At 72.2% G+C, this 24,058-nt stretch carries 22 protein-coding genes and 1 pseudogene; 12 read left to right on the forward strand and 11 right to left on the reverse strand.

Features of this window, described 5'->3' with window-relative positions; genetic code table 11:
* Positions 1-4: 4 nt before the first annotated feature.
* Positions 5-3,190, reverse strand: coding sequence for an amidohydrolase family protein (locus POF73_RS08185; RefSeq protein ID WP_272113855.1), 3,186 nt, complete (start codon positions 3,188-3,190; stop codon positions 5-7).
* Between the two features lie 297 nt (positions 3,191-3,487).
* Positions 3,488-4,105: a hypothetical protein gene (locus tag POF73_RS08190; protein WP_272113856.1), complete on the reverse strand. Its 618-nt coding sequence runs from the start codon at positions 4,103-4,105 to the stop codon at positions 3,488-3,490.
* A gap of 150 nt (positions 4,106-4,255) precedes the next feature.
* On the opposite strand from POF73_RS08190, the gene POF73_RS08195 reads away from it, so the two are divergent.
* Both POF73_RS08195 and POF73_RS08200 read left to right on the forward strand, forming a co-directional pair.
* Positions 4,256-5,476 (forward strand): sensor histidine kinase, encoded by a 1,221-nt coding sequence (locus tag POF73_RS08195; protein WP_272113857.1) that lies wholly within the window; start codon positions 4,256-4,258, stop codon positions 5,474-5,476.
* Positions 5,473-6,075, forward strand: a complete 603-nt coding sequence (locus POF73_RS08200) for a response regulator transcription factor (RefSeq protein ID WP_272113858.1) — start codon at positions 5,473-5,475, stop codon at positions 6,073-6,075. Before POF73_RS08195 ends, POF73_RS08200 begins: the two co-directional genes overlap by 4 nt.
* A gap of 296 nt (positions 6,076-6,371) precedes the next feature.
* On the opposite strand, the gene POF73_RS08205 is transcribed toward POF73_RS08200, so the two are convergent.
* Together POF73_RS08205 and POF73_RS08210 are read right to left on the reverse strand one after the other, a co-directional pair.
* Positions 6,372-6,512: a hypothetical protein gene (locus POF73_RS08205; protein WP_272113859.1), complete on the reverse strand. Its 141-nt coding sequence runs from the start codon at positions 6,510-6,512 to the stop codon at positions 6,372-6,374.
* 123 nt (positions 6,513-6,635) lie between these two features.
* Complete coding sequence (locus tag POF73_RS08210) at positions 6,636-7,067, reverse strand: helix-turn-helix domain-containing protein (RefSeq protein ID WP_272113860.1); 432 nt, start codon at positions 7,065-7,067, stop codon at positions 6,636-6,638.
* Between the two features lie 74 nt (positions 7,068-7,141).
* On the opposite strand from POF73_RS08210, the gene POF73_RS08215 reads away from it, so the two are divergent.
* The 3 genes from POF73_RS08215 (at position 7,142) to POF73_RS08225 (ending at position 9,881) form a co-directional block, all read left to right on the forward strand.
* Positions 7,142-7,984, forward strand: a complete 843-nt coding sequence (locus POF73_RS08215; protein ID WP_272113861.1) for a class I SAM-dependent methyltransferase — start codon at positions 7,142-7,144, stop codon at positions 7,982-7,984.
* Positions 7,985-8,103: 119 nt separating this feature from the next.
* A complete protein-coding gene (locus POF73_RS08220) occupies positions 8,104-8,814 on the forward strand; it encodes a ThuA domain-containing protein (RefSeq protein ID WP_272113862.1) in 711 nt (236 codons plus the stop codon).
* Complete coding sequence (locus POF73_RS08225; RefSeq protein ID WP_272113863.1) at positions 8,784-9,881, forward strand: Gfo/Idh/MocA family protein; 1,098 nt, start codon at positions 8,784-8,786, stop codon at positions 9,879-9,881. The genes POF73_RS08220 and POF73_RS08225 overlap by 31 nt, the downstream gene beginning before the upstream one ends.
* 89 nt (positions 9,882-9,970) lie before the next feature.
* Here the strand turns inward: POF73_RS08225 and POF73_RS08230 are convergent, their stop codons facing one another.
* Positions 9,971-11,446 carry a glutamate--cysteine ligase gene (locus POF73_RS08230; protein ID WP_272113864.1) on the reverse strand — a complete coding sequence of 492 codons (1,476 nt, stop codon included), beginning with the start codon at positions 11,444-11,446 and terminating at the stop codon, positions 9,971-9,973.
* A gap of 445 nt (positions 11,447-11,891) precedes the next feature.
* On the opposite strand from POF73_RS08230, the pseudogene POF73_RS08235 reads away from it, so the two are divergent.
* Both POF73_RS08235 and POF73_RS08240 read left to right on the forward strand, forming a co-directional pair.
* Positions 11,892-13,132, forward strand: a pseudogene (locus POF73_RS08235) (alpha/beta hydrolase family protein).
* A 40-nt stretch (positions 13,133-13,172) separates the two neighbouring features.
* Positions 13,173-14,342, forward strand: a complete 1,170-nt coding sequence (locus POF73_RS08240) for an MFS transporter (protein WP_272113865.1) — start codon at positions 13,173-13,175, stop codon at positions 14,340-14,342.
* Positions 14,343-14,361: 19 nt separating this feature from the next.
* Here the strand turns inward: POF73_RS08240 and POF73_RS08245 are convergent, their stop codons facing one another.
* The gene (locus POF73_RS08245; protein WP_272113866.1) at positions 14,362-14,898 is read right to left on the reverse strand and encodes a DM13 domain-containing protein; all 537 of its coding nucleotides are present in this window, start codon (positions 14,896-14,898) and stop codon (positions 14,362-14,364) included.
* 114 nt (positions 14,899-15,012) lie between these two features.
* On the opposite strand from POF73_RS08245, the gene POF73_RS08250 reads away from it, so the two are divergent.
* Positions 15,013-15,753, forward strand: coding sequence for a maleylpyruvate isomerase family mycothiol-dependent enzyme (locus tag POF73_RS08250; protein ID WP_272113867.1), 741 nt, complete (start codon positions 15,013-15,015; stop codon positions 15,751-15,753).
* 7 nt (positions 15,754-15,760) lie between these two features.
* Here the strand turns inward: POF73_RS08250 and POF73_RS08255 are convergent, their stop codons facing one another.
* A complete protein-coding gene (locus tag POF73_RS08255) occupies positions 15,761-16,135 on the reverse strand; it encodes a MarR family winged helix-turn-helix transcriptional regulator (RefSeq protein WP_272113868.1) in 375 nt (124 codons plus the stop codon).
* Between the two features lie 85 nt (positions 16,136-16,220).
* On the opposite strand from POF73_RS08255, the gene POF73_RS08260 reads away from it, so the two are divergent.
* Complete coding sequence (locus POF73_RS08260) at positions 16,221-17,705, forward strand: MFS transporter (protein WP_272113869.1); 1,485 nt, start codon at positions 16,221-16,223, stop codon at positions 17,703-17,705.
* Between the two features lie 71 nt (positions 17,706-17,776).
* On the forward strand, positions 17,777-18,061 hold the full coding sequence (locus tag POF73_RS08265; protein ID WP_272113870.1) for a DUF6332 family protein: 285 nt from the start codon (positions 17,777-17,779) through the stop codon (positions 18,059-18,061).
* Here the strand turns inward: POF73_RS08265 and POF73_RS08270 are convergent.
* The 3 genes from POF73_RS08270 to POF73_RS08280 all read right to left on the reverse strand — a co-directional run bounded on the left by POF73_RS08270 (position 18,022) and on the right by POF73_RS08280 (position 20,740).
* A complete protein-coding gene (locus tag POF73_RS08270; protein ID WP_272113871.1) occupies positions 18,022-18,687 on the reverse strand; it encodes a response regulator transcription factor in 666 nt (221 codons plus the stop codon). The genes POF73_RS08265 and POF73_RS08270 overlap by 40 nt on opposite strands.
* On the reverse strand, positions 18,684-19,952 hold the full coding sequence (locus tag POF73_RS08275) for a sensor histidine kinase (protein ID WP_272113873.1): 1,269 nt from the start codon (positions 19,950-19,952) through the stop codon (positions 18,684-18,686). Before POF73_RS08275 ends, POF73_RS08270 begins: the two co-directional genes overlap by 4 nt.
* Before the next feature lie 92 nt (positions 19,953-20,044).
* Positions 20,045-20,740, reverse strand: coding sequence for a TetR/AcrR family transcriptional regulator (locus POF73_RS08280; RefSeq protein WP_272113874.1), 696 nt, complete (start codon positions 20,738-20,740; stop codon positions 20,045-20,047).
* Between the two features lie 133 nt (positions 20,741-20,873).
* Between POF73_RS08280 and POF73_RS08285 the strand changes: the two genes are divergently transcribed.
* Positions 20,874-21,323, forward strand: coding sequence for a nitroreductase/quinone reductase family protein (locus tag POF73_RS08285; protein ID WP_272113875.1), 450 nt, complete (start codon positions 20,874-20,876; stop codon positions 21,321-21,323).
* Here the strand turns inward: POF73_RS08285 and POF73_RS08290 are convergent.
* Positions 21,313-22,551 (reverse strand): geranylgeranyl reductase family protein, encoded by a 1,239-nt coding sequence (locus tag POF73_RS08290; protein WP_272113876.1) that lies wholly within the window; start codon positions 22,549-22,551, stop codon positions 21,313-21,315. The two genes, POF73_RS08285 and POF73_RS08290, sit on opposite strands and share 11 nt — an antisense overlap.
* Positions 22,552-22,684: 133 nt before the next feature.
* On the opposite strand from POF73_RS08290, the gene POF73_RS08295 reads away from it, so the two are divergent.
* Entirely contained in the window at positions 22,685-24,040 is a 1,356-nt protein-coding gene (locus POF73_RS08295) for a dipeptidase (RefSeq protein ID WP_272113877.1), read from the forward strand.
* The last annotated feature ends 18 nt before the right edge of the window (positions 24,041-24,058 follow it).

The raw sequence follows: 24,058 nt of genomic DNA on the forward strand, positions 1-24,058 counted from the left end.
CAGGTCACAGATCACAGCACCCCTCGCGGCGCATGAGGCGGCTCACCTCCAGCCACTCCTGCTCCGCCCGCCGCTCCGTGCCGGTGCCGAAGGCGTCGACCAGGTCCCTCTGTTCGAACGGGACGCCGCCGCGCAGGACCGCCACCGTACGGATCAGTGCGGAGAAGTCGGTGAACGGATCGCCGTCCACCACCGTGAGGTCGGCGAGCTTGCCCTCCTCCACGGTGCCCAGGTCGGCGTCGGCGCCGAAGACGCGCGCGGGCAGCAGTGTGGCGGTGCGCAGCACCTCGGCCGGTGTCAGGCCGGAGCGGTGCAGGGCGCGCAGGGCCAGGTGCAGATGCAGTCCGACCGGGACGAGCGGCTGGTCCGTGCCGAGGGCGATCAGGCCGCCGCCCGCGAGGATCCGCCGGTAGACGCCCATCTCCCGTCCCAGTGTGGCCAGTTGGGCCTCGGTGGGCGGCTGTCCGGCCTGCTCGCGGACGAGCGCGGTGTCCCACGGCGGCATCAGCGTGGTGACGCGCGGGTCGTCCGCGAGCGCGGGGTCGGCGCCGAGCAGGGGAAGCGAGGTGAACGGGGTGGCGACGAGATGGAAGCCCGCGCGGGTGTAGATCTCCTCGACGTCCTGGTAGGAGCGCCCCGTCGCGGAGGTCGCGTGCCCGAACTCAAGTCGCTGTGTCGCCTGCAGATGGGTGGTGAGGTCCTGGCCCAGCTGGACACCCGGGGTGCACAGATGGCTGCCGCTGCGCACGCCGAGCCGGTCGTGCCCGAATGCGGCGGCCTCCCTCATCACCCAGCCGGGGGCACGTACGTACGTCTTCACGAAGTCCCAGTCCAGCGCCTCCCCGCGGGCCAGTGAACGGCGCAGGCCCTCGTGGGTGCGGTGGGCGCGGCCCATGCTGTAGGCGACCCGGGCCCCGTCGAGGAGTTCGCCGGTGGTGAGCAGCCGGGGGCCGGCGAGGGCACCGGCGGCGACCGCCTCCCGGACGCGGGCCTGCTCGTAGGCGAAGCCGCCCAGCGAGACGGCCGTCGTGATGCCGTACGCGAGTTGAAGCGCGGTCTGGCGGCCGCCGTAGGTGGACTGCCAGGGGTGGGTGTGGGCGTCCCACAGGCCCGGGATCACGGTGCGGTCGCTCGCGTCGACGCGGTGTACGGCCGGGCGGCCGGTGCGGTGCGGGGTCACCTCGGCGATACGGCCGTCACGGATGACGACGTCGATGTCCTCGCGTACGTCCGAGCCGGTGCCGTCCCAGAAGCGGCCCGCGTGCACGACCGTGTCGGCCGGGCGCGGCCGGCGGTGGTCGAGCGGGACGCGGACGGTACGGGTCCTGCCGTTGCCGACGTCCATCAGGCGCAGGGTGCCGGCGGAGAGGTAGAGCAGGGTGCGGGCGTCGGCGGACCAGGACGGGTGGTCGGCGGGTTCGGTGGTGAGTTGGCGGGGCTCGCCGTCCGGGGTGCCGTCGGCCCGTACCGGCAGCAGCCACAGCGCGGACTCGGCGACCACGGCCATCCAGCGGCCGTCCGGGGACCAGACGGGGCCGGAGTCGTAGCGGTCGGAGAGGGAGGTGTGCGGGGCGAGGGCGTGCAGGGTGGCGGACTTGGTGGTGGTGTCCACGACCCGGATGAGGTTGTAGCCCTCGCGGAACCGCTGGTTGAGGCGGTTGCGGTCGCACAGGGCCACGTACCGGCCGTCGGGCGAGAAGCTGGGTCGGCCGGGCAGCCCACCCGCGCCGAGCGGTGCGGCGAGCACCTGCTCGGTGCCGTCGGGCAGGTCGCGCACCACGAGGTTGCCGGACATGTCCAGGCAGGCCAGCCGGTTGCCGTCGGGCGAGAGGGCGGGGAAGACCCGGCCGCCCCGTGCGAGCACGGTCTCCTTGCCGGAGCCGAGGTCACGGCGCCGTACGGCGAACAGTCCGTCGCGGTCGTCGGCGTACACCAGGGCCGTACCGTCGGGTGTCCAGGTCGGCGCCAGGACATAGCGGGTGGCGGGGACCTGAAGGACCTTGCGGGGTGCGCGGCCGTCCGTGGTGCCGCCGATCCACAGGGCGTTGAGCGCGGCGAAGGCCACGCTGCGGCCGTCCGGTGACAGGGCGGGCAGGTGCAGCGCGCGCACCGGGCGGGTGCCGGCGCCCTCGAAGTCGTACTCCTTGCCGCGGTAGCGGGGCCGGTCCACCGGCAGTGCGGCCGTGAACGGGATCTCCTCGCCGCTGCCCGGGGCGCCCGGGTCGACCAGGCGGAACTGTCCGTCGACGGTGAGGAGCAGACGCTCGCCGGCCGTCCAGCGGGGCGGCGCGGGGAGGAGGTCGCCCGTCACGGCGACCGGCTCGCCGTCCACGACGAGGGTGCAGGAGGCGGCGGGTGAGGGGGTGGTGCGCAGGTAGGCCAGGCGGCCGGAGGGCGAGAGGGCGGGCGTCATGAGCTGGGCGCCGGAGTCGTCGGTGTGCTCGGTGATGACCGGGCCCGAGCCGTCGGCGGCCACCGACGCGACGGTCGTCGCGCGCAGGGTGCCCGTGGCGGTGACCCCGGCACGCACGAACAGCACGCGCTCCCCGTCCGCAGACCACGTCGGGTCGAAGTCCTCCCAGCGGGCGTCCTGTCCGGGGCCCTGCTGACCGGGGCGCCCGGTGAGCCGGGTCAGCTCGCCCGTGCGCACGTCCACGGTCCAGATGCGGTACGGGGCGCCGGTCACGGAGTCGCCGCCGCGCTCGGAGGCGAACGCGATCCGGGTGCCGCCCGGCGACCAGGCCGGACCCCGGTCGTCCCACGGTCCGTCGGTGAGCTGCCGCAGCCCGGAGCCGTCGGGGCGCAGCGTCCAGAGGTGGAAGCCGCCGCCGCGATAGGCGCACACGACGAGTCGGCTGCCGTCGGGCGAGAACTGCGGGCGGGTGGGTTCGAGGCCGGGCGGGGTGAGCGGGACGGCGCTGCCGACCTTGCGCGGGACGGACCACAGCACGTTCTGCACCTCGGCGACCAGCCGGTCACCGGCCGGGGCGAGGGTCGCGGAACCACCGGTGGCTGCCGTGAGGGAGACAGTGGTCGTGCCGGATGCAGCGGCCGCAGCCGGTGCACCGGCGGTGGTGAGCACCGTGCCGGTGACGCCGACGCCGGCTGTGGCCGTTGCGGTCGCCTGGAGGAATCTGCGACGGGAGAGCGGGCCGGAACGGAGGGCGCCGGAGGTGTCTTCGGTGTCCAAGAGAGCTCCCAGTGCACGGAGTTGACGGGTCGGACGGGAGAGACCACTGGTGGCAACCTACGGCGCGGAGCCCGGTTACAGGCCCCGCGCCGACGCTTCTCGGCCGTTCTGGGTGCCTGCCCGGGACAGGTCCTAGGGGGTGTTTTGAAAGTCCCGTGCGGTGCCCTCGGTGTTCGGTGCGTGCCCTCGGCGTGCCGGACGAAGGCCCTCGTAGCGGAGCTACTTGGGCCTTTGGCCGGTGCGGCGAGGGTGCGTGCCGGGCGCCGTGGGTGCTGTGCGGGACTTTCAAAACACCCCCTAGACCACGAAGAGCAGTTGGACGGCGACGCATACGTCGATGACGCCGCACCACTCGGCGAACGTACGGGAGACGACCTTGTCGAGCCTCAGGTGCACGAAGTCCCACACGCCGTGGAAGAACCAGCCGGCCGCCACCAGATACCGGCCCAGGTCGGGATCCACCGCCAGCCCGGCGAGCCCGAGCCCGCAGAAGAGGAGCGCACCCGTGGCCTGGAGCCCGAACGTGGCCCGTCCGTGCGGAGTTCCACGGAGGGCGCCCCAGGCGAGGAGCGCCAGGGACAGGGCGACGAGGACCGTTGAGGGGGCGACCGCGTCCTGGAAGGGGAGGGCGAACACGACCACCAGCCCGGCCCCGAGCACCGGCCAGGTGGCCTGCGGTTTTCCGATCTGGTTGACGGCGAGATAGATCAGGGGCAGCAGCGGCAGGATCTCGCCGAAGCCGCCGACCGCGTCGGCGACGTCCTGCGAGCCGGACGCGATCACGTTGAGGGCGACGACCGCGAGCGCCAACGCCGTGGGCCAGCGGCGCTTGAGCGTCGCGGCCGGGTGGTGCGGGCTGTGTGCCGTCGGGTGGGAGGCTGGCCGGGGGGCGGGCTGGGAGGCAGAGGTGGACATGGGGAGTCTCCTGGTCGTGGGCGTCTGCGGCGACACCTCCAACCTGCTGTCCGGAGCGACCCGCCAGTAGTGCCGAATCCCCCTGCGCACGCGTGGTGTTGTCACGTCCTCGCATGACATTTGTCATGCCGGCTGGGCCACAATGACCGGGTGCGAGACGGGGCGATCGAGGGCGGGACGGCGGGGCTGACCAGCTTCCGTCGCTACACGTGGTGGACCGTGCCGGGCATGACGGTGGGTGTGCTGGCCGTCTTCGTCGGCGCGTGGGTCCTCGACGGTGACGTCCCGCTGTGGGCCCGCGGCCCGGTCGCCGCCGCGCTGGTGGTCGAGGCGTGGGCGTGCGTCGTACTGCTGAGCCGTCGGCTGGCACTCATGCCGGTGCCGGACGCACACCCCGACGGACCGCCCCTGGGCCTGCTGATCGCCGCCGTCGGGGCCGGAGTCGTGCTCGCGGCCTTTCCGCTGGCCCTGCGCGACTACGGGTTGTGGCCGGTCGCGCCCGCGTTGGTGGTCGCCGTCGTCGCCACGTACCTCCCGCCGCACCGCAGACGACCACTGGTCGCGAGCGCCGTGGTCCTCGCCCCGCTGCCCGGGGGCGCGGTCGCTCTGCTCGGCGGAGACGGGGAGCTCGTGTACGCCGCGCTGTTCCCGGCCGGGCTCGTCGCCTTCACCGCCTGGGTGACACTCGGCCCCCTGTGGGCCTGGGACACGGCGCGACGGCTGGACGAGGCACGGCGCCTGGAGGCGGAGCTGGCGGTCAGGGAGGAGCGGCTGCGGTTCGCCGGCGACCTGCACGACATCCAGGGTCACCACCTCCAAGTCATCGCGCTGAAGAGCGAGTTGGCGGCCCGGCTCGTCGAACTGGACCCGGCGCGTGCCGCCGCGGAACTGAAGGAGATACGGCGGCTGGCGGCGGACGCCCTCAGCGACACCCGGGCGGTGGTGCAGGGGTACCGTCGGACCTCGCTGGACGACGAGATCGGCAACGCGACACGGGTGCTGGCCGCGGCCGGCATCGACGCGAGGATGACCCTCGACCCGACCGCCGTCGCCGCCCGGCTCACGGACTCCGCCCGACACCTGCTCGGTCTGGTGATGCGGGAGGCCACCACCAACGTGCTCCGGCACAGCCAGGCCGGGCGGGCCGACGTCGACTTCCGTGTCGTAAACGGTCACGCCCGGCTGCGGATCGGAAACGACGGCGCCGAGGACCACCCCACCGGCCTGGACGGCACGGGACTGCGCACGCTCGCCGAACGGTTGGGGGCGGCCGGCGGCGAGCTGACGTGGGGCCGGGACGGTGACCGCTTCGTGGTGGTGGCCACGCTGCCGGCGAACCCGCCGTACCGCACGGACGGAGCCGCCCCGTGATCCGCCTGCTGATCGCCGATGACGAGGCCCTGCTCAGAAGCGCACTGGCCGCCCTGCTGGCGCTGGAGCAGGACCTCGCCGTCGTGGCGGAGGCGGCCAGCTCGACCGAGGCGGTGCGGCTGGCCCGGGAGTTCCGTCCGGACATCGCCGTCCTGGATCTGGAGATGCCGCCCACCGACGGACTGCGCGCCGCCGAGGAGATCCGGGCCGAACTGCCCACGCACATCGTGCTGGTGACCCGGCACGCCCGGCCCGCCGTGCTGCGCCGGGCGCTGGCCGCCGGGGTGCGCGGCTTCGTCCCCAAGACGACTCCGGCGGCCCGGCTGGCGGAGATCATCCGTGACGTCGCCGGAGGGCGCCGCTACGTGGACCCGGACATCGCCGCCTCCGCGCTGACCGAGGACGACTGCCCGCTCACCGACCGCGAACTGGAGGTCCTGCGCGCCGCCCGCACGGGCGCGTCGGTCGCGGACATCGCCGCCCGGGTCCATCTTGCGCCCGGCACGGTCCGCAACTACCTCTCCTCCGCGATGTCCAAGCTGGGCGTCCCGACCCGGCATGCGGCCGCGCATCGCGCCTGGGAGCAGGGCTGGATCTGACGAAACCCGCCCCGCTGTCACTCATCCGTGGGGCCGGTCCGCGGATGTCCCTCGTCCGGTGTTCTTCGCCCGGCTGTGGCTCGCGGTCGGCCGGACGGCCGGCGCCGCCTTCCTGCTCTGCTAGGGCGTCGACTACGCCGTCCAGGGCGGACTCTCCTACGGTCTGGGCCGTGGGACCACGGACGGCCGGGCGATCCCGATACCCCCGGCCCACATCCTCGACCGCGGTCTGGCCTACGGCATCACGGTCGGCCTGGCCGCCGCGCTCAGCCGGAACGCCTGGTGGTACTACGCCCTCACCCGCCACCAGCTGGCCATGCGCCGGGATCTCCCCCCGCGACCTGACGGCCTTCCTCGCCGACGCCCACGAACGCCGTGGCGTGCTGCGCCGGTCCGGGGCGGTCCACCAGTTCCGCCACCTCGACCTGCGACATCATCTGGCGGCTCCGGAGCCGTCCCGGAAGTCGGGGGTTTCGCGGCCGGGTCAGGCCCGGCCGTGGATCCCCCGTCGGCGGCCCACGGACAGGGAACCGATGTGGAGAGCGTGACGGCGCCGGGCGTCACGACGTGCCCGGAGCCCGCTTCCCACGCAGCGCGACCGCGCCCGACGCCGCTGCTCTGAGGAGGCGGCGGAAGGTGGGGCACTCCATGTGGCGCGGCGCGGGGCAGGCGGCGGCGTGCCGCAGGGAGTCACGCATGACGGCCAGTTCGTGGATCCGCCGGTCCAGCTCGTCCGCCTTGGCCGCGAGCACCTGCCGGTCGAGACGGGGCTGCCCGTCCGCCGCGAACATGTGCGCGATCTCGTCGAGCGAGAACCCGGCGGTACGCCCCATCGCGATCAGCGCCAGGCGCTCCAGCACGCCGGGATCGTACTGACGCCGCAGGCCCCGTCGGCCGACGGCGGCGATCAGTCCTTTTTCCTCGTAGTAGCGCAGGGTGGAGGCAGGGACTCCGGCGCGGCGTGCCACCTCGGCGATATCCAGGTCCGTCATCAGCTTGACCTCAAGTCGACTTGAAGTAGCACGCTGTCATCCCGGCCCGACGAAGGCAAGCCCAGGAGGCGATCATGGACGTCACGCACGGCACGGACGACGAACAGGCAACGCGTTGGAACGGACGGGCCGGGCACGCCTGGGTCGACGCACAGGCGGTGCTGGACCAGACGCTCAAGCCGTACGAGGGGCCGCTCGTCGAAGCGGCGGCAGCCGAGAGCGGCGGCCGGGTGCTGGACGTCGGCTGCGGCACCGGCGGCACCACGCTGGCGGTCGCCCGACGGCTCGGGCCGGCGGGTCACTGTGTCGGCGTCGACATCTCCGAGCCGATGATCGCCGCCGCCCGGGCGCGTGCCGAACGGGCGGGCACGCCGGCCTCTTTCATCCGTGCCGACGCGGCGGAGCATCCGTTCGAGCCCGCCGCCTTCGACGCCGTGATCTCGCGCTTCGGGGTCATGTTCTTCGACGACCCCGTCCGGGCCTTCACGAACCTCCGGCGGGCGGCCAGGGACGGGGCCGGGCTCCGGTTCATCGCCTGGCGCGGCCCCGCGGAGAACCCGTTCATGACGACGGCCGAGCGCGCGGCGGCACCGCTGCTGCCCAGCCTTCCCGCCCGCCGCTCGGACGGGCCGGGGCAGTTCGCCTTCGCGGACTCGGAGAAAGTCCACCGCATCCTGGAGGAGAGCGGATGGAGCGGTATCGACATCCGGCCGATCGACGTGGAGTGCACCCTGCCGGAGCGGGAACTGGTCGGCTACTTCACCCGGCTCGGCCCGCTGGGCCAGGTGCTGCCCGACACGGACGAGCAGGCCCGGGCGCGGATCGTCGAGACGGTCCGCGCGGCCTTCGACCCCTTTGTGCACGGCACCGAGGTCCGCTTCACCGGGGCCTGCTGGCTGGTCGACGCCCGGGCCTGAGCCGGCCTCCCCGACGCGAAACTTTCGTGATCTCGGTACCTCTTCCTGAGCGTGCGCGAACCGGCGCATAGTGAGGGAGCGGTGCTACGAGTCGGCCACTGGAACGGTGATTCAACGAGATGACGCGGAAGAACGCCCTGGTGGTCCGAGGTGGCTGGGAGGGGCATCGGCCGGTCGAGGCCACCGAGTTGTTCCTGCCCTTCCTCCGGGACAACGGTTACACCGTCCGGGTCGAGGAGTCGACCGACGTCTACGCGGACGCCGCCGAGATGGCCGCCACCGATCTCGTGGTGCAGTGCGTGACGATGTCGCAGATCAGCTCCGAGCAGCTGGCGGGACTGACCGCGGCGGTCGAGGCCGGTACCGGCTTCACCGGCTGGCACGGCGGCATCGCCGACTCGTTCCGCGCCTCCGCCGACTATCTGCACCTGGTGGGAGGGCAGTTCGCGACCCACCCGGGCAAGGAGCCGTGCGAACGCCGGGGCGGGCAGGAGGACAACTACCTGCCGTACGTCGTCACCCTCACGGACCTCGGCCGCGAGCATCCCGTCACGGCGGGCATCGGGGACTTCGAGCTGCACACCGAGCAGTACTGGGTGCTCCACGACGACCTGATCGACGTCCTGGCCACCACCACGCATCCCGCCCGGCCGTGGCAGCCCTGGCACCGGCCCGTCACCTCGCCGGCGATCTGGACCCGCAGGTGGGGAGCCGGGCGCATCGTGGTGACGACACCGGGGCACAGCCTCGACGTCCTTGAGGACCCGAACGTCCGCACCGTCATCGAGAGGGGCATGCTGTGGGCGACGCGCACCGCATCGGCGTCGTAGGGCTCGGCGTCATCTCCCGCGCGTACCTGGACACACTCGTCGGCCACCGTGCCGTACGCGTCACGGCGGTCGCCGATCTCGACGCCTCCCGTTCGGCCGCGGTCGCCGCCGAGCTCCCCGGCGTCGCGGCGCTGTCCGTTCAGGAGCTGCTGAGCAGCCCGGACGTGGACACGGTGCTGAACCTCACCGTCCCCGCCGCCCATGCCGAGATCGCCCTCGGCGCGATCGGCCACGGCAAGAACGTCTACGGGGAGAAGCCGCTGGCCGCCGAACTCGCCGACGCGCACGCCGTGTTGGAGGCCGCCACGAAGGCCGGTACCGGTGTGGGATGCGCGCCGGACACCGTCCTCGGCACCGGCCTCCAGACGGCCCGGGCGGCGGTGGCGGCGGGGGCCGTCGGACGCCCCCAGTTCGCCACGGCCGTGATGGTCACTCCGGGGCACGAACGCTGGCATCCGCACCCCGACTTCTACTACACCGCCGGAGGCGGCCCGCTGCTGGACATGGGGCCGTACTACCTCACCTCGCTGGTCCATCTGCTGGGGCCGATACGTGCCGTGATCGGGGCGGCCGGTCGGCTGCGCACCGAGCGCGTCATCGGGTCCGGGCCACGCGCGGGCGAGCGGATCCCGGTCGAGGTGGACAGCCATGTCTCCGGGGTGCTGGAGCATGTGGGCGGGGCGTTGACGACGATCACGACGAGCTTCGACGGCGTGGCCACGACCGCCGCGCCCATCGAGGTCCACGGCGACGCGGGCACCCTGGCGGTCCCGGATCCCAACCGCTTCGACGGTGAGGTACGGCTCTTCGAACTCGGTGGCACGCAGTGGCGGCCGCTCCCGTCGTCCGCGGGCTACGTCGACGCCGCGCGGGGCGTCGGCCTGCTCGACTTCGTCACCGCCGACGGCCGGCGGGCACCGCGCGCGAGCGGTGACCTCGCCCTGCATGTGCTGGAGACGATGAGCGCCCTCCTGCGCTCCGCCGCCGAGGGGCGGCGCATCGAGCTGACGACTTCGGCCGAACCGCCGGCCCCCGTTCCGCTGACGGCCGCGGACGAGTGGAGGTGAGACCAGGGGAGCTGAGGCCGGGAGGCTTGAGTCCAGGAGGCTTGAGTCCAGGAGGGCTGATTCCACCAGGAGGCTGAGTCCAAGGGCGTTCAGTCCACGGGCCACGTGTGCGCGGGCGCGTTCAGATGCATGTAGTCCATGTACGTCGTGGTCATCTGCCGTAGCGCCTCTTCCCGGTCGGCGCCGCCCTTCTCCAGGTGGTGGACCGTCTCCGCCTGCCACAGGGCGCCGTTGCGGGCGGTGACGCAGCGCTGTTCGACGATGCCCAGCATCGGTTCGCGCCACGCCGCGTCCATGCCGGCCAGCTCCAGGCCCCGGTGGGCCAGCGGCAGCAGGCGTCGCAACACCAGCTCGGTGACCGGCACTTCGCCCATGCCGGGCCAGTACAGGCGGGCGTCGATGCCGTCGCGGGCCGCGGTGTGGAGGTTCTCCTCGGCGACCGAGAACGACATCCGCGTCCAGATCGGCCGGTCCTCGTCGACCAGGGCGCGGGTCAGGCCGTAGTAGAGGGCACCGTTGGCGATGATGTCGGCCACGGTGGGGCCGGCGGGCAGGACCCGGTTCTCGATGCGCAGATGCGGGCCGCTCTCGGTGACGGCGTAGACGGGCCGGTTCCAGCGGTAGATCGTGCCGTTGTGCAGCGTCAGTTCGCCCAGTTGGGGAGCTTCGCCCCGGTCGAGCATCTCCTGAGGGTCCTCGTCGTCGCACAGGGGCAGCAGCGCCGGGTAGTAGCGCACGTTCTCCTCGAACAGGTCGAAGACGCTGGTGATCCAGCGCTCGCCGAACCACACCCGGGGGCGTACGCCCTGGGCCTTGATCTCCTGGGGGCGGGTGTCGGTGGCCTGCTCGAACAGCGGGATACGGGTCTCGCGCCACAGCTCCTTGCGGAAGAGGAACGGCGAGTTGGCGGCCAGCGCGACCTGTACGGACGCGACGGCCTGGGCGGCGTTCCAGTAGTCCGCGAAGTCCTTCGGCGAGACCTGGAGGTGGTACTGGGTACTGGTGCAGGCGGCCTCGGGGGTGATGGTGTCGGCGTACGTCGCCAGGCGCTCCACGCCGTCCACCGTGATCCGCAGGTCCTCGCCGCGGGCCGCGAAGATCTGCTCGTTGAGCAGCCGGTACCGGGGGTCGCCGGACAGGGCCCGCTCGTCGACGTCCGACTCCCCCAGGGTCGGCAGGATACCGACCATGATCAGGTGCGCGCCGACGGCCGAGGCACGTTCCTCGGCGTGGTTGAGCGCGTCGCGGATCGCCTGCTCCCAGGCGCCGGGGCCACCGGTGGTCAGTTCCCGGGGCGGAATGTTGATCTCCAGGTTGAAGCGGCCCAGCTCGCTGGACCAGGCGGGGTCGGCGATCTCCTGGAGCACCTCGGTGTTGCGCATCGCGGGGCGCCCGTCGCCGTCCACGAGGTTGAGCTCGATCTCCAGCCCGACCCGGGGGCGCTCGCTCTCGAAGGTCGACTCGCGCAGCATCTGCGCCAGCACATCGAGGCAGGTGTGCATCTTCTCCCGGTATCGGCGGCGGTCCTCCCGCGTGAACACCAGGGCCGGCACATCACGTCCCATCGTGCCCCTCCCGAGTTCCCTCGGCGGTTGCCTCTTGTCCCAGAGTGGCACTTCGGGCGGCCGCCGGACAGTCAGGGCGCGGCAGGGGTGCGCCGTGGCACCGGGTGAGCGGGCATCCGGTGACCTCCTGCTCACCCGACGCGCTCGAATTCCGCTACGCGGAGTGAGAATCCGGGACCGCCCGGTGATCAGGTACTCCCGGCCGACTCCAGATGCGGTCCGGGTCGACCAGGGAGATGTCGGCGTCGTATCCAGGTGCGGGGGCGCCGGGGGACGCCGGTAGGGCAGCGGCCCCTGGAGTCGTCCGGGCGAACGGCCCGCGGTGTGCGGCCTCTGCTCTCATCCTGTGGTGACACCCGGCGTACGAAGGTCACTCTGTGGGCGCATGCCTGAATACCGCCGCGGGCCGACGTTTTGAGAAAGTCCGAGGTCTGGCTTCGGTGACATGACGACAAGATCACGCAGGGCAGCCCTGGCCACTCTGCTCACTTTCGGTTTGTCCGTTCCGCTCCTGGGCGCCGCCCCTGCCTCCTCGGCTCACGTTGTGCACACCCCGAGCCGAGGTGCGTATGCGCGCGAACTGGAGTTACCCCTTCCCGTCGGCCCTCACCTCGTGGGCCGCCATGTCCTGCACCTGGTCGATCCGCGTCGCGCCGACCCTTGGGTGCCGACGGCGGGGAACCGGGAACTGATGGTGTCCGTGTCCTGCCCCGCGCGCTCGACCGGTGGCCCACCGGCGGCATACATGACCGCCGACGAGGCACGACTCCTTTTGGAGGCCAGGGGACTCGGCGGGATCGTTCCGGCGACAACCGTCGCGGGAACCCGTACCCATGCGCAGGACTTCGCTTCCCCGGCGCCGGGCCGCTTCCCCTTGGTGCTGCTTTCTCCCGGCTTCTCGATGCCGCGCAGCACGCTCACCGCGCTTGCCGATGATCTGGCCGGCCGCGGCTATGTCGTCGCGTCCGTGGATCACGCCCACGAGTCCATCGGCACCGAATTCCCGGGAGACCGGCTGCTGACCTGTGCGGCATGCGAACAAGTCGACACCCCTGAGGAGGAGGCGGCCGTCGTGCGTGGCCGGGCCGAGGACCTGTCCTTCGTGATCGACGAACTCACGAACCACCGGAGAGCCGGGATGCTGTCCCGCATGATCGACTCTCGCCGTATCGGGATCGCGGGGCATTCGATCGGTGGAGCGGCGGCTGCGGCGACCATGTCCGCGGACGATCGCGTGCGTGCCGGGGTCGATCTTGACGGTGACTTCTTCGTCCACCCTGCCGCGGCAGGGCTCGGCCGACGCCCGTTCATGATCGTCGGCGCCGAGTCCACGCACAGCCCCGACAGCGACGACGCCGACTGGCCCGATGCCTGGAGCCACCTGAAGGCTGGAGACGCTGGCTGACCGTGACCGGAGCCGAACACTTCTCCTTCACCGATCTTCCGTATCTGGCAGGCCAGTTGGGACTGTCGGACCCGGCAGTTCCGCTCTCGGGAGTGCGCGGGTGGCACATCACCCGCGACTACGTGGCCGCCTTCTTCGATCTCCACCTGCGGGGCATACCTCAGCCGATCCTCGATGGGCCCACTGCCGACCATCCCGAGGTCGCGTTCCGGGAGGGGGCAGGGCGGTCCGGTGCCCTCCGGCAGCCCCCTTGCCCCGTCCGCCGGACCCCCCTAGCCTGACTTTGTGCCGCAAATAAACAAAACCCGATCGCACAGTGCCGTGCCGGGCTCCACGAACGACCTCACCCGCCTCCGTATCGCCCTCACCACGTTCTTCGCCCTCGACGGCTTCCTCTTCGCCGGCTGGGTCGTGCGCATTCCCGCCATCAAGGAACAGACCGGCGCCTCCGCCAGCGCCCTCGGCCTCGCCCTCCTCGGTGTCTCCGCGGGCGCCGTCCTCACCATGACGCTCACCGGCCGCCTCTGCCGCCGCTACGGCACCCACCAGGTCACCGTCGTGTGCGCCGTACTCCTCTCCCTGAGCGTCGCCCTGCCCCCGCTCACCCACTCCGTAGTCGCCCTGGGCGCCGTGCTCCTCCTCTTCGGCGCCGCTTACGGCAGCATCAACGTCGCCTTCAACAGCGCCGCCGTCGACCTGGTGGCCGCTCTGCGCCGACCGATCATGCCCAGCTTCCACGCGGCGTTCAGCCTCGGCGGCATGGTCGGCGCGGGACTCGGCGGGCTGGTCGCGGGAGCCCTCTCCCCCACCCGGCATCTGCTGGGCCTCGCCGTGATCGGGCTGCTGGTGACGGTCGCGGCGGGCCGCGTGCTGCTGCGCCACGAACCGCCGACGACCACGCGACCCACCCGCCCCGAACGCGGCACCCCACGCCGCCCGGACGCCCGCACACGCGGGCTGGTGATCGTCTTCGGCCTGATCGCCCTGTGCACGGCGTACGGCGAAGGCGCCATGGCCGACTGGGGCGCCCTGCACCTCGAACAGGACCTCCACGCCTCGCCCGGCGTCGCCGCCGCCGGCTACTCCTGCTTCGCGCTGGCCATGACCATCGGCCGGCTCACCGGTACGACCCTCCTCGAACGGCTCGGCCACGGCCGTACCGTCATCGCGGGCGGCACCACCGCGGCGGCCGGCATGCTCCTCGGCTCCCTCGCGCCCTCCCTCTGGGCGGCGCTGCTGGGCTTCGCGGTCACCGGGCTCGGCCTGGCCAACCTCTTTCCCGTGGCCGTCGAACGCGCGGGCACCCTCGCCGGCCCCGACGGCGTCGCCACCGCCTCCACTCTCGGCTACGGCGGCATGCTCCTCGGCCCACCCGCGATCGGCTTCATGGCCGACTGGTTCTCCCTGCCGGTCGCCCTGACCAGCGTCGCGGTCCTGGCGGCGATCGCCACACTCATCGGGGTGGCGACGCGCCGCACGACATCGAGCTGACCGGCCCCGTCAACGCCCCTCAGACGCGCACGAGTTCCGCCGCCCCGAAGGACACGTCGAAGCGGTCGCACCAGATGCTGACGCTGCCGTAGCGGTCGAGATCGACGTCCTTCGGTACGACGTAGTTCTGGCTGCCCTTGTTGCCCTTGAGCCTGCCGAGGCTGACGTACTCGCCGTCGTCGAAGACCCGCCACCCGGCCACCCCTTCCTTCACCGGCGCGTCCGTCAGCCACACCCGCAGGTCCGGGCCGTTGCTCGTGTCGAGGTTCACCAGACGTACGACATGGGAGCCGTCGGCCAGCCGTACGAGTTTCACGGTGCCCGACGTCTCGTGCTCATGGCTGATCAGCTCACCGTCGGCCAGCGTCTTCGGCCCGGGCGCCGGCGAGGTCGCGTCGGCCGGTGCCACCGCGCCGGGCAGGGCCTCCTGAACGGTCTCGTCCTGCCAGAGCTTCCACGGCTGGAACCAGTACAGCCCGAAGCCGCCCGCGGCCACCATCAGCGCCGACACTCCGATGCCCAGCGGCCTGCCCAGCGCCTTCCGCACCCGTCCCATACCCGTCTCGCTTCCTGAGAGCTGCCCGTACGCACCCATTCAACGGCCACGGGGCACACCATGGACGCCGACCGTGATGACGGAATCCTTACGTCGTCCGTCACACTCACCTCCATGGAGACAACCGAGTTCGTTCGCACCCTGGACCGCGAGGGTGCCCTGCTGGCGGCAGCCGCCGAGGAGGCCGGGACGGGGGCCGAGGTGCCGACGTGTCCGGGGTGGCAGGTGCGGGATCTGTTGCGGCACACGGGGATGGTGCACCGCTGGGCGGCGGCGTTCGTCGCCGAGAAGCACACCTCTTACCAGGCCGACGCCGGTCTGCCCGACCTCGACGGCGCCGAGTTGCTCGCCTGGTTCCGGGAGGGGCACCGCAACCTGGTCGGCACGCTCGCGGGCGCCCCGGCGGACGTCCAGTGCTGGCACTTCCTGCCCGCCCCGTCACCGCTGGCGTTCTGGGCGCGCAGACAGGCCCACGAGACGACCGTGCACCGCTTCGACGCCGAGGCGGCACGCGGCGGGACACCGACCCCGATCGACCCCGGCTTCGCGGCCGACGGCATCGACGAGCTGCTGCGCGCCTTCCACGCCCGCCCCAAGAGCCGGGTCCGCAGCGCCGAACCCCGGGTGCTGAGGGTACGGGCGACGGACACGGACGGCGCCGTATGGACCGTACGGCTGTCGCAGGAGCCGCCCGTGGCCGAGCCGGACGATGCGGGAGGGGCCGACTGCGAGCTCACCGGGCCGGCCGGGCAGCTCTACCTGTCGCTGTGGAACCGGCTGCCCTTCCCGCAGGTGACCGGCGACGCCTCGGTCGCCGCGCTGTGGCGGGAGAAGTCCGCCGTGACCTGGAGCTGACGTCGGATCAGTTCGCCAGCATCCTCGTCAGCACCGCGCGCTGCACCGGCAGCACCTCGCCGTGCAGCGTGCGCCCTTTGCCGGTGAGGCACACGCGCACGCCCCGCCGGTCCTCCGCGCACATGCCGCGCTCGACGAGCCCGTCCTTCTCCAGCCGGGCGATCAGCCGCGACAGCGCGCTCTGGCTGAGATGGACGCGCTCGGAGATCTCCTGGACGCGGTACGAGCAGCCGTCCGCCAGCACGTCCAGCACCTCGAAGTCACTGGCGCACAGGCCGTGTTGGGTCAGGGCGCGGTCGAGTTCGCACTGTGTGCGCGCATGCAGGGCCAGGATGTCCCGCCACTGGTCCACGAGCGCCTGTTCGGCCTTCTTCGCCGCCATGGGCGCACCGTAGCAGAGATACTAGTTCATTGCACCAGCATTAAATGCGCTTGCATTCGATGCATGCGCATGTACTGTCTTCGCCATGACCTCTCCGCTCACCAACCCCGCTTCCGAGGACCGTTGGACGCCTCGCCTCTGGGGCACCTTGCTGGTGCTCTGCGCCGCGATGTTCCTGGATGCGCTGGACGTGTCCATGGTCGGTGTCGCCCTGCCGTCCATCGGCGCCGACCTGGGCCTGTCCACGTCGACCCTGCAGTGGATCGTCAGCGGCTACATCCTCGGCTACGGCGGTCTGCTCCTGCTCGGCGGACGGACCGCCGATCTGCTGGGCCGACGCCAGGTGTTCCTGGTGGCCCTGGCCGTCTTCGCGCTCGCCTCACTGCTCGGCGGGCTCGTCGACTCGGGTCCGCTGCTGATCGCCAGCCGCTTCATCAAGGGCCTGGCCGCCGCCTTCACCGCCCCCGCCGGCCTGTCCATCATCACCACGACCTTCGCCGAGGGCCCGCTGCGCAACCGCGCGCTCTCGATCTACACCACCTGCGGCGCCACCGGCTACTCGATGGGGCTCGTCTTCTCGGGCCTGCTCACCGAGGCCAGTTGGCGCTTCACCATGCTGCTGCCCGCGCCGATCGCGCTGATCGCCCTGGCCGTCGGCCTGAAGCTGCTGCCGCGCAGCGAACGCGAACGGGCCGACGGCGGCTACGACATCCCCGGCGCCGTCCTCGGCACGGCCTCGATGCTGCTGCTCGTCTTCACCGTCGTCGAAGCGCCCGAGGTGGGCTGGACCGCGCCCCGTACGATCGTGTCCTTCGCCGCCGTCGCCGTCCTGCTGACGGCCTTCGTCCTCGTCGAGCGGCGCAGCCCGAGCCCGCTGATCCGGCTCGGCGTGCTGCGCTCCGGGCCTCAGGTCCGGGCCCAACTGGGCGCGTTGACGTTCGTCGGCAGCTATATCGGGTTCCAGTTCCTGGTCACCCTCTACATGCAGCAGCTGCTCGGCTGGTCGGCGCTGCACACCGCGCTGGCATTCCTGCCGGCGGGCGCACTCGTGGCGCTGTCGGCGACGAAGGTCGGCGCGATCATCGACCGGTTCGGCACGGCACGGCTGATCGCGATCGGGTTCGCCGCGCTGGTCGTCGGCTACCTCCTGTTCCTGCGGATCGATCTCGACCCGGTCTACGCCGCGGTGATCCTGCCCACCATGCTGCTGGTCGGCACGGGCTTCGCGCTGACGTTCCCCTCGCTCAACGTCCAGGCCACCAACGGCGTCGACGAGCATGAGCAGGGCATGGTCTCCGGGCTGCTCAACACCTCGGTCCAGGTGGGCGGCGCGCTGTTCCTGGCGGTCGTGACGGCGGTCCTGACGGCGAACGCGCCGGAGGATCCGGCGTCCCCGCAGGCGGTCCTGGACAGTTACCTGCCCGCTCTGGTCGTGATCACCGTGATCGCGGTCGTGGGCCTCCTGATCGCCCTCACCGGACTGCGCACCCGGCGCAGCCGACCGACCGTCGTGGTCGCCAGGTCCACCGCGAAGGAGGCGGAAGCGGAGCGCGTCGCGGTCCGTGACTAGGGGGACCGCCTCCTGCGTGCGCCCGGTGCAGCGACTTGCCGCGCCGGGCGCACGGCTGTTTGACTCAGGGGATGGAGAGTTACGGGGGACGGCGCGGGCAGGCCGAGCGGGACGCGATCACCGTCGAGATCGGGTACGCGCTGTTCAGTGCCGCGTTCGCGGCGGCAGTGCTGTTCGGGGCGGTCGCCGGGCCGGCGTTCGTCTTCGACGTGTCGCACGGTACGCGCGGCACCCTCGTCGGGGTGGGCGCCACGGTCGCGGTCGTGCTGTTCTTCGCCCGGGTCGTCAGTGTGCTGGTGCGGTTCCGGCAGGGCTCTCAGCCGAGCCAGCCCGGGCGCACCAACCCCGACTCGTAGGCCAGCACGACGAGTTGGGCCCGGTCACGGGCGCCCAGCTTCACCATCGTGCGGCTGACGTGGGTCTTCGCGGTGAGGGGGCTGACCACCAGGCGGCGGGCGATCTCCTCGTTGGACAGGCCGATGCCGACCAGCGCCATGACCTCCCGCTCGCGCTCGGTGAGTTCGCCGAGGGTGTCGGCGGCCGCGGGCTCCTTGGAGCGGGCGGCGAACTCGGCGATCAGCCGCCGGGTCACCCCCGGCGACAGCAGTGCGTCGCCCTCGACCACCGCCCTTACCGCGCGCAGGAGTTCCTCCGGCTCGGTGTCCTTGACCAGGAAGCCGGAGGCGCCTGCGCGGATGGCCTCGAAGACGTACTCGTCGAGTTCGAAGGTGGTGAGCATGACCACCTTCACGCCCTTGAGGGCGTCGTCCTCGGTGATCCGGCGGGTGGCGGCGAGCCCGTCGAGGAGTGGCATCCGGATGTCCATCAGGACGACGTCGGGCCGCAGTTCACGCACCCCCCGCACGGCTTCCTCGCCGTCGGCGGCCTCCCCGGCCACCTCGATGTCGGGCTGCGCGTCGAGCAGTGCCCGGAAACCGGCCCGCACCAGTGACTGATCGTCGGCGAGCAGTACGCGGATCACCGGTCCTCCTTGACCTCGGCGGCAGTCTTCAACGGCAGTACGGCGAGCACCCGGAACCCTCCGTCGTCGCGCGGGCCCGCCTCGATCGTGCCACCCAGCGCCGCCGCCCGCTCCCGCATTCCGGCGAGTCCGTTGCCGCTGCCGCCCGCGTCGGCGCCGCTCGCCGGACCGTCGTCGTCGATACGCAACCGTAGCGTCGTGCCGTCGTCCCGATCGAGGCGCACGCGCGCGTGCCGCGATCCCGAGTGGCGTACGACGTTGGTGAGTGCCTCCTGGACGATCCGGAAGGCGGCGAGGTCCGTGCCGGGCGACAGGCGGGGCGGCTCGCCCTCGACCTCGACGGTGAGGCCCGCGCTGGCCGCCTGCTCCACCAGTTCGGGCAGGCGGTCCAGGCCGGGGGCCGGTGTGCGGGGCGCGTCGCCGGGGGTGCGCAGGGTGTCGAGGACCTGGCGGACCTCGCCGAGCGCCTCCTTGCTCTTGGCCTTGATGGCGGTGAGCGCCGAGCGTGCCTGCTCGGGGTCGGTGTCGAGGAGCGCGAGGCCCACGCCCGCCTGCACATTGATCACGGAGATGCTGTGCGCGAGGACGTCGTGCAGCTCGCGGGCGATCCGCAGCCGCTCCTCGTCGGCCCGCCGCCGCGCCGCCTGCGCCCGCTCGGCCCGCTCCTTGGCCCACTGCTCGCGCCGGGTCCTGGCCAGCTCCGACACCGCCACGACCGCCGCGACCCAGGCGGCGATCACGCCCTCCTGCCCCCAGGGGGCGGCCGGGTCACCGGACGGCGGCAGCCATGGATACAGCCAGTGGGCCACCAGGACGTGGCCGATCCAGAGCGCCCCGACCGCCGTCCAGGCCGCCTTGCGGTGCCCCATGACGATGGCGTTGAAGCAGGCCACGGCCACGGCAAGGAAGATCGGCCCATAGGGGTATCCGGCCCCGAGGTAGACCATGGCGGCCGCGGACGTGCCGAACGCGACCGCCACCGGGTACCGCTTGCGCCACAGCAACAGCCCCGTGGCCACCAGCAGCAGGACGCGGGCGACGGGGTCGATGTCTTCCCGGCCGTGCTGGCCCCGGGACGCGAAGTTCGAGCCGGCCATGACGAAGACCGTGATCAGCAGGGTGGAGCGCCAGGGAAAACGCGGGGCGCGCTCCGCGCCGTCCTCCCCCCGGTTCCACGACGGCGGCCCGTGCCGCCACCACATCGGGGGCCCGTTCCGCCACCACGTGGGCGGACCGCCGCCCGGGCGCGCCTGCTGCTCGTCCATGCCGCCACGCTAGACGCGATGGCCGTCGGGCGGCGTCCCCCGCGCGTGGTGATCACGTGTACTCCCCGCGAAGTACGTCCCCTCTCACCGGCTCACCCCAGGCCCACCCCCTGCGCGAGCCGCGTCACCGCCTGCCGGAAGAACGGCTCCCTGTCCTCCACGACACGGTGGAACTGCCCGAACAGCTCGAACCCGACCAGCCCGAAGAGCTCGGCCCAGGCGGCGACGAGGGCCGCGACCGTCGCCGGAGGGAGGTCGGGCGCCAGGTCCGCCGCCATGCGCTCGGCCTCGGCACGCAGTTCGGCGGGCAGGGGCGCCAGTTCGGTGAGAGCAGAGGCGTGGTGGGCATCGCGGACGATGCCGATGAAGAGGAGGCCGACGCGGGAGGCGGCCGGGACGGTGGTGTCGGGGGCGGTGTAGCCGGGCACGGGCGAGCCGTAGATCAGCGCGTACTCGTGCGGATGCTGAAGCGCCCAGTCGCGTACGGCCTCCGCCACCGCCGTCCAGCGCCGCACGGGCCCGGCGTCCGCGGCCTTGCCGTGGGCGGCCTCCGCGCTCTCGCCGAGGGAGTCGTAGGCGTCGATGATGAGAGCGGTCAGCAGGTCGTCCCGGCTGGGGAAGTAGCGGTAGAGCGCGGAGGAGACCATGCCGAGTTGGCGGGCCACGGCGCGCAGCGAGAGCTTGGCGGCACCCTCGGCCGCGAGCTGTCTGCGGGCCTCGTCCTTGATGGCCGCGGTGATTTCCATCCGGGCGCGGGCGCGGGCGCCCTGTGGGGTGCTGCTGCTCATGTGCGCCAGTCTCCCATGATTCTCAGAGCAGTGCACACAATCGAGAGCACCGCTCTTGCTCGGGCCGACGAAATCGTGCACACTGCTCTCAAGCGAGAGCACCGCTCTCTCAACTCATTCTCCGGGGGTCGCCATGTCGTCGCCGTACTACCTCAAGGGCAGCGCGCTGAACGTCCGCCTCAACAGCGTCATCGGCTGGCTCGCCCGGCACGGGCTCAGCCTCGCGGGCACGGCGGAGATGTCCGTGCGTGGACGCAAGAGCGGCAGGATGCAGCGCATCCCGGTCAACCCGCACACCTACGAGGGCACGCAGTACCTCGTGTCGGCCCGCGGTCACTCCCAGTGGGTACGCAACATGCGCGCCGCCGGCGGCGGGGAGCTGCGGGTCGGACGCAAGGTCCGTGAGTTCGCCGCGGTGGAGCTTCCCGACGAGGAGAAGCTCCTGATCCTGCGGACCTATCTGGAGAAGTGGGGCTGGGAGGTCAACCAGTACTTCAACGGCGTCACCGCGAAGTCCTCCGACGAGGAGATCGCCGCGGCGGCCCAGGACCACCCGGTCTTCCGGATCACCGTCAAGAAGTGACGTCGTCGGCCACGGGCTCCGCACGGCGGTCCAGCGCGGTCAGGGCGCGCTGGGCCATGGGATGGACGCGGACGATCTCGGCCAGCGACGTGGAGCCGCGGGTGATGTCCATGAACGCCTTCCAGGCCGGCCGGAACCCGGTCAGCGCCGCGTGGAAGAGACCCGGCCGGCGTTCGAACACCGTCAGCAGCCGCTTGCCGACGCTCATCTCGACGCCGAGGCCCGCCTTGACCGCGAAGGCGTAGTTCAGGGCCTGGCGCCGGGTGTCCACCGCGTCGTGCGCCTCGGCGATCCTGACCGCCCACTCCCCCGCGAGCCGCCCCGACCGCAGCGCGAACGAGATCCCCTCGCGGGTCCACGGCTCCAGCAGACCCGCCGCGTCGCCGCACACCAGCACGCGCCCGCGTGACAGCGGGGAGTCGGCGGCGCGGCAGCGCGTCAAGTGCCCTGAGGAGATGCTCGGCTCGAACCCGGCGAGCCCGAGCCGCCCGATGAACTCCTCCAAGTACCGCTTGGTGGCCGCGCCTTCACCGCGCGCCGAGATCACCCCGACCGTCAGCGTGTCGCCCTTGGGGAACACCCAGCCGTAACTGCCGGGAATCGGCCCCCAGTCGATGAGGACCCGCCCCTTCCAGTCCTCGGCGACCGTCTCCGGCACCGGGATCTCCGCCTCCAGGCCGAGGTCCACCTGGTCGAGCTTGACCCCGACATGGGCCCCTATCCGGCTGGCGCTGCCGTCCGCGCCGACGACCGCCCGAGCGAGCAGCGTCTCGCCGCCCTGCAGGACGACGGCGACGCTGCGCCGGTCGGGCACCGCCGAGCCGTGCTGCTCGACGCGCTGCACGGTGACGCCGGTCCGCAGTTCGGCGCCCGCCTTCTGCGCGTGCTCGACGAGCTGCTGGTCGAACTCGGGCCGGTTGATCAGCCCGAACAGCATCTGCTTGGAGCGGCGGGTACGGCTGAAGCGGCCGTTGTTGGAGAACGTGACCGCGTGCACCCGCTCCCGGAAGGGCAGCTCGAACCCGGGCGGGAGCGAGTCGCGCGAGGGGCCGATGATGCCGCCGCCGCAGGTCTTGTAGCGCGGCAGCTCCGCCTTCTCCAGCACCAGCACGCGCCGCCCCGCGACCGCCGCCGCATACGCGGCCGAGGCCCCCGCGGGCCCCGCGCCCACCACGACGACGTCCCACACCTGCCGCACGTCGTCCGCCGAAGAGTTCTCGCTGCTCACGATGGTCTACTGCTCCCGATCAAGCCGCTGTCTGCTGCTGTCCCCCGCATCCTACGGCGGGCATCGTCGCAGGCCGCTGTGGGAGGATCACAGCACTCATACGTACAACGTCGCACCCACAAGGAGCGTGCCCATGTCGTCGAATCCGGTCGCCGAGACCGTCGCCTCAATGATGCCCAGGGCGCGGGCGGAGCTCACCGAGCTGGTGGCCTTCAAGTCGGTGGCGGACTTCGACCAGTTCCCCAGGAGCGAGAGCGAGGGCGCCGCCCGCTGGGTCGCCGACGCACTCGCAGCGGAGGGCTTCCAGGACGTCGCGCTGCTCGACACCCCCGACGGCACGCAGTCGGTGTACGGCTACCTGCCCGGGCCCGAGGGCGCCAGGACGGTCCTGCTGTACGCCCACTACGACGTGCAGCCCCCGCTGGACGAGACCGCCTGGACCACCCCGCCCTTCGAGCTGACCGAGCGCGACGGCCGCTGGTACGGGCGCGGCGCCGCCGACTGCAAGGGCGGCGTGATCATGCACCTGCTGGCGCTGCGCGCGCTCAAGGCGAACGGCGGCGTGCCGGTGCACGTCAAGGTGATCGCCGAGGGCTCGGAGGAGATGGGCACCGGCGGCCTGGAGCGGTACGCCGAGGAGCACCCGGAGCTGCTGGCGGCCGACACCATCGTGATCGGCGACGCGGGCAACTTCCGCGTCGGCCTGCCGACGGTCACCTCGACCCTGCGCGGCATGACCCTCGTGCGCGTGCAGATCGACACCCTCGAAGGCAACCTGCACTCCGGCCAGTTCGGCGGGGCCGCACCCGACGCGCTGGGCGCCCTCATCCGCGTCCTCGACTCGCTGCGCGCCGAGGACGGTTCGACCACGGTGGACGGGCTGACCGGCGAGGCGTCGTGGGAAGGGCTGCAGTACGAGGACGGGCAGTTCCGCCAGGACGCCAAGGTCCTCGACGGCGTCGAGCTGATCGGCTCCGGCACGGTCGCCGACCGCATCTGGGCGCGCCCCGCCGTCACGGTCCTCGGCATCGACTGCCCGCCGGTCGTCGGCGCCACCCCGTCCGTGCAGGCCAGCGCACGTGCCCTGATCAGCCTGCGCGTGCCGCCGGGCGTGGACGCGGCCGAGGCCACCAAGCTGCTCCAGGCGCACGTCGAGGCACACACGCCGTGGGGCGCCCAGGTGCGCACCGAGCAGATAGGGCAGGGCCAGGCGTTCCGCGCCGACACCGGCAGCCCGGCGTACCAGGCGATGGCCGACGCGATGGCGGTGGCCTACCCGGGCCAGGAGATGCAGTACGCCGGCCAGGGCGGCTCGATCCCGCTGTGCAACACCCTCGCCGCCCTGTACCCGCAGGCGGAGATCCTCCTCATCGGTCTGAGCGAACCGGAGGCCCAGATCCACGCCGTCAACGAGAGCGTGTCCCCGCAGGAGCTGGAGCGCCTTTCGGTCGCCGAGGCGCTGTTCCTGCGCAACTACGCGGCGAGTTGAGGGCGCGGGCGCTGAGGA

It is taken from the genome of Streptomyces sp. HD, from assembly GCF_028369295.1.
In the GTDB taxonomy this organism is placed as follows: domain Bacteria; phylum Actinomycetota; class Actinomycetes; order Streptomycetales; family Streptomycetaceae; genus Streptomyces.

What these genes read in the sequence shown, in the direction of transcription:
- POF73_RS08250 (WP_272113867.1), top strand. Translation starts at nt 15,013, where the DNA reads ATGGAGACAACCGAGTTCGTTCGCACCCTGGACCGCGAGGGTGCCCTG.
- POF73_RS08265 (WP_272113870.1), top strand. Translation starts at nt 17,777, where the DNA reads ATGGAGAGTTACGGGGGACGGCGCGGGCAGGCCGAGCGGGACGCGATC.
- POF73_RS08295 (WP_272113877.1), top strand. Translation starts at nt 22,685, where the DNA reads ATGTCGTCGAATCCGGTCGCCGAGACCGTCGCCTCAATGATGCCCAGG.
- POF73_RS08210 (WP_272113860.1), bottom strand. Translation starts at nt 7,067, where the DNA reads ATGACGGACCTGGATATCGCCGAGGTGGCACGCCGCGCCGGAGTCCCT.
- POF73_RS08255 (WP_272113868.1), bottom strand. Translation starts at nt 16,135, where the DNA reads ATGGCGGCGAAGAAGGCCGAACAGGCGCTCGTGGACCAGTGGCGGGAC.
- POF73_RS08205 (WP_272113859.1), bottom strand. Translation starts at nt 6,512, where the DNA reads ATGATGTCGCAGGTCGAGGTGGCGGAACTGGTGGACCGCCCCGGACCG.
- POF73_RS08245 (WP_272113866.1), bottom strand. Translation starts at nt 14,898, where the DNA reads ATGGGACGGGTGCGGAAGGCGCTGGGCAGGCCGCTGGGCATCGGAGTG.
- POF73_RS08230 (WP_272113864.1), bottom strand. Translation starts at nt 11,446, where the DNA reads ATGGGACGTGATGTGCCGGCCCTGGTGTTCACGCGGGAGGACCGCCGC.
- POF73_RS08275 (WP_272113873.1), bottom strand. Translation starts at nt 19,952, where the DNA reads ATGGACGAGCAGCAGGCGCGCCCGGGCGGCGGTCCGCCCACGTGGTGG.
- POF73_RS08280 (WP_272113874.1), bottom strand. Translation starts at nt 20,740, where the DNA reads ATGAGCAGCAGCACCCCACAGGGCGCCCGCGCCCGCGCCCGGATGGAA.
- POF73_RS08215 (WP_272113861.1), top strand. Translation starts at nt 7,142, where the DNA reads ATGGACGTCACGCACGGCACGGACGACGAACAGGCAACGCGTTGGAAC.
- POF73_RS08190 (WP_272113856.1), bottom strand. Translation starts at nt 4,105, where the DNA reads ATGTCCACCTCTGCCTCCCAGCCCGCCCCCCGGCCAGCCTCCCACCCG.
- POF73_RS08220 (WP_272113862.1), top strand. Translation starts at nt 8,104, where the DNA reads ATGACGCGGAAGAACGCCCTGGTGGTCCGAGGTGGCTGGGAGGGGCAT.
- POF73_RS08285 (WP_272113875.1), top strand. Translation starts at nt 20,874, where the DNA reads ATGTCGTCGCCGTACTACCTCAAGGGCAGCGCGCTGAACGTCCGCCTC.
- POF73_RS08260 (WP_272113869.1), top strand. Translation starts at nt 16,221, where the DNA reads ATGACCTCTCCGCTCACCAACCCCGCTTCCGAGGACCGTTGGACGCCT.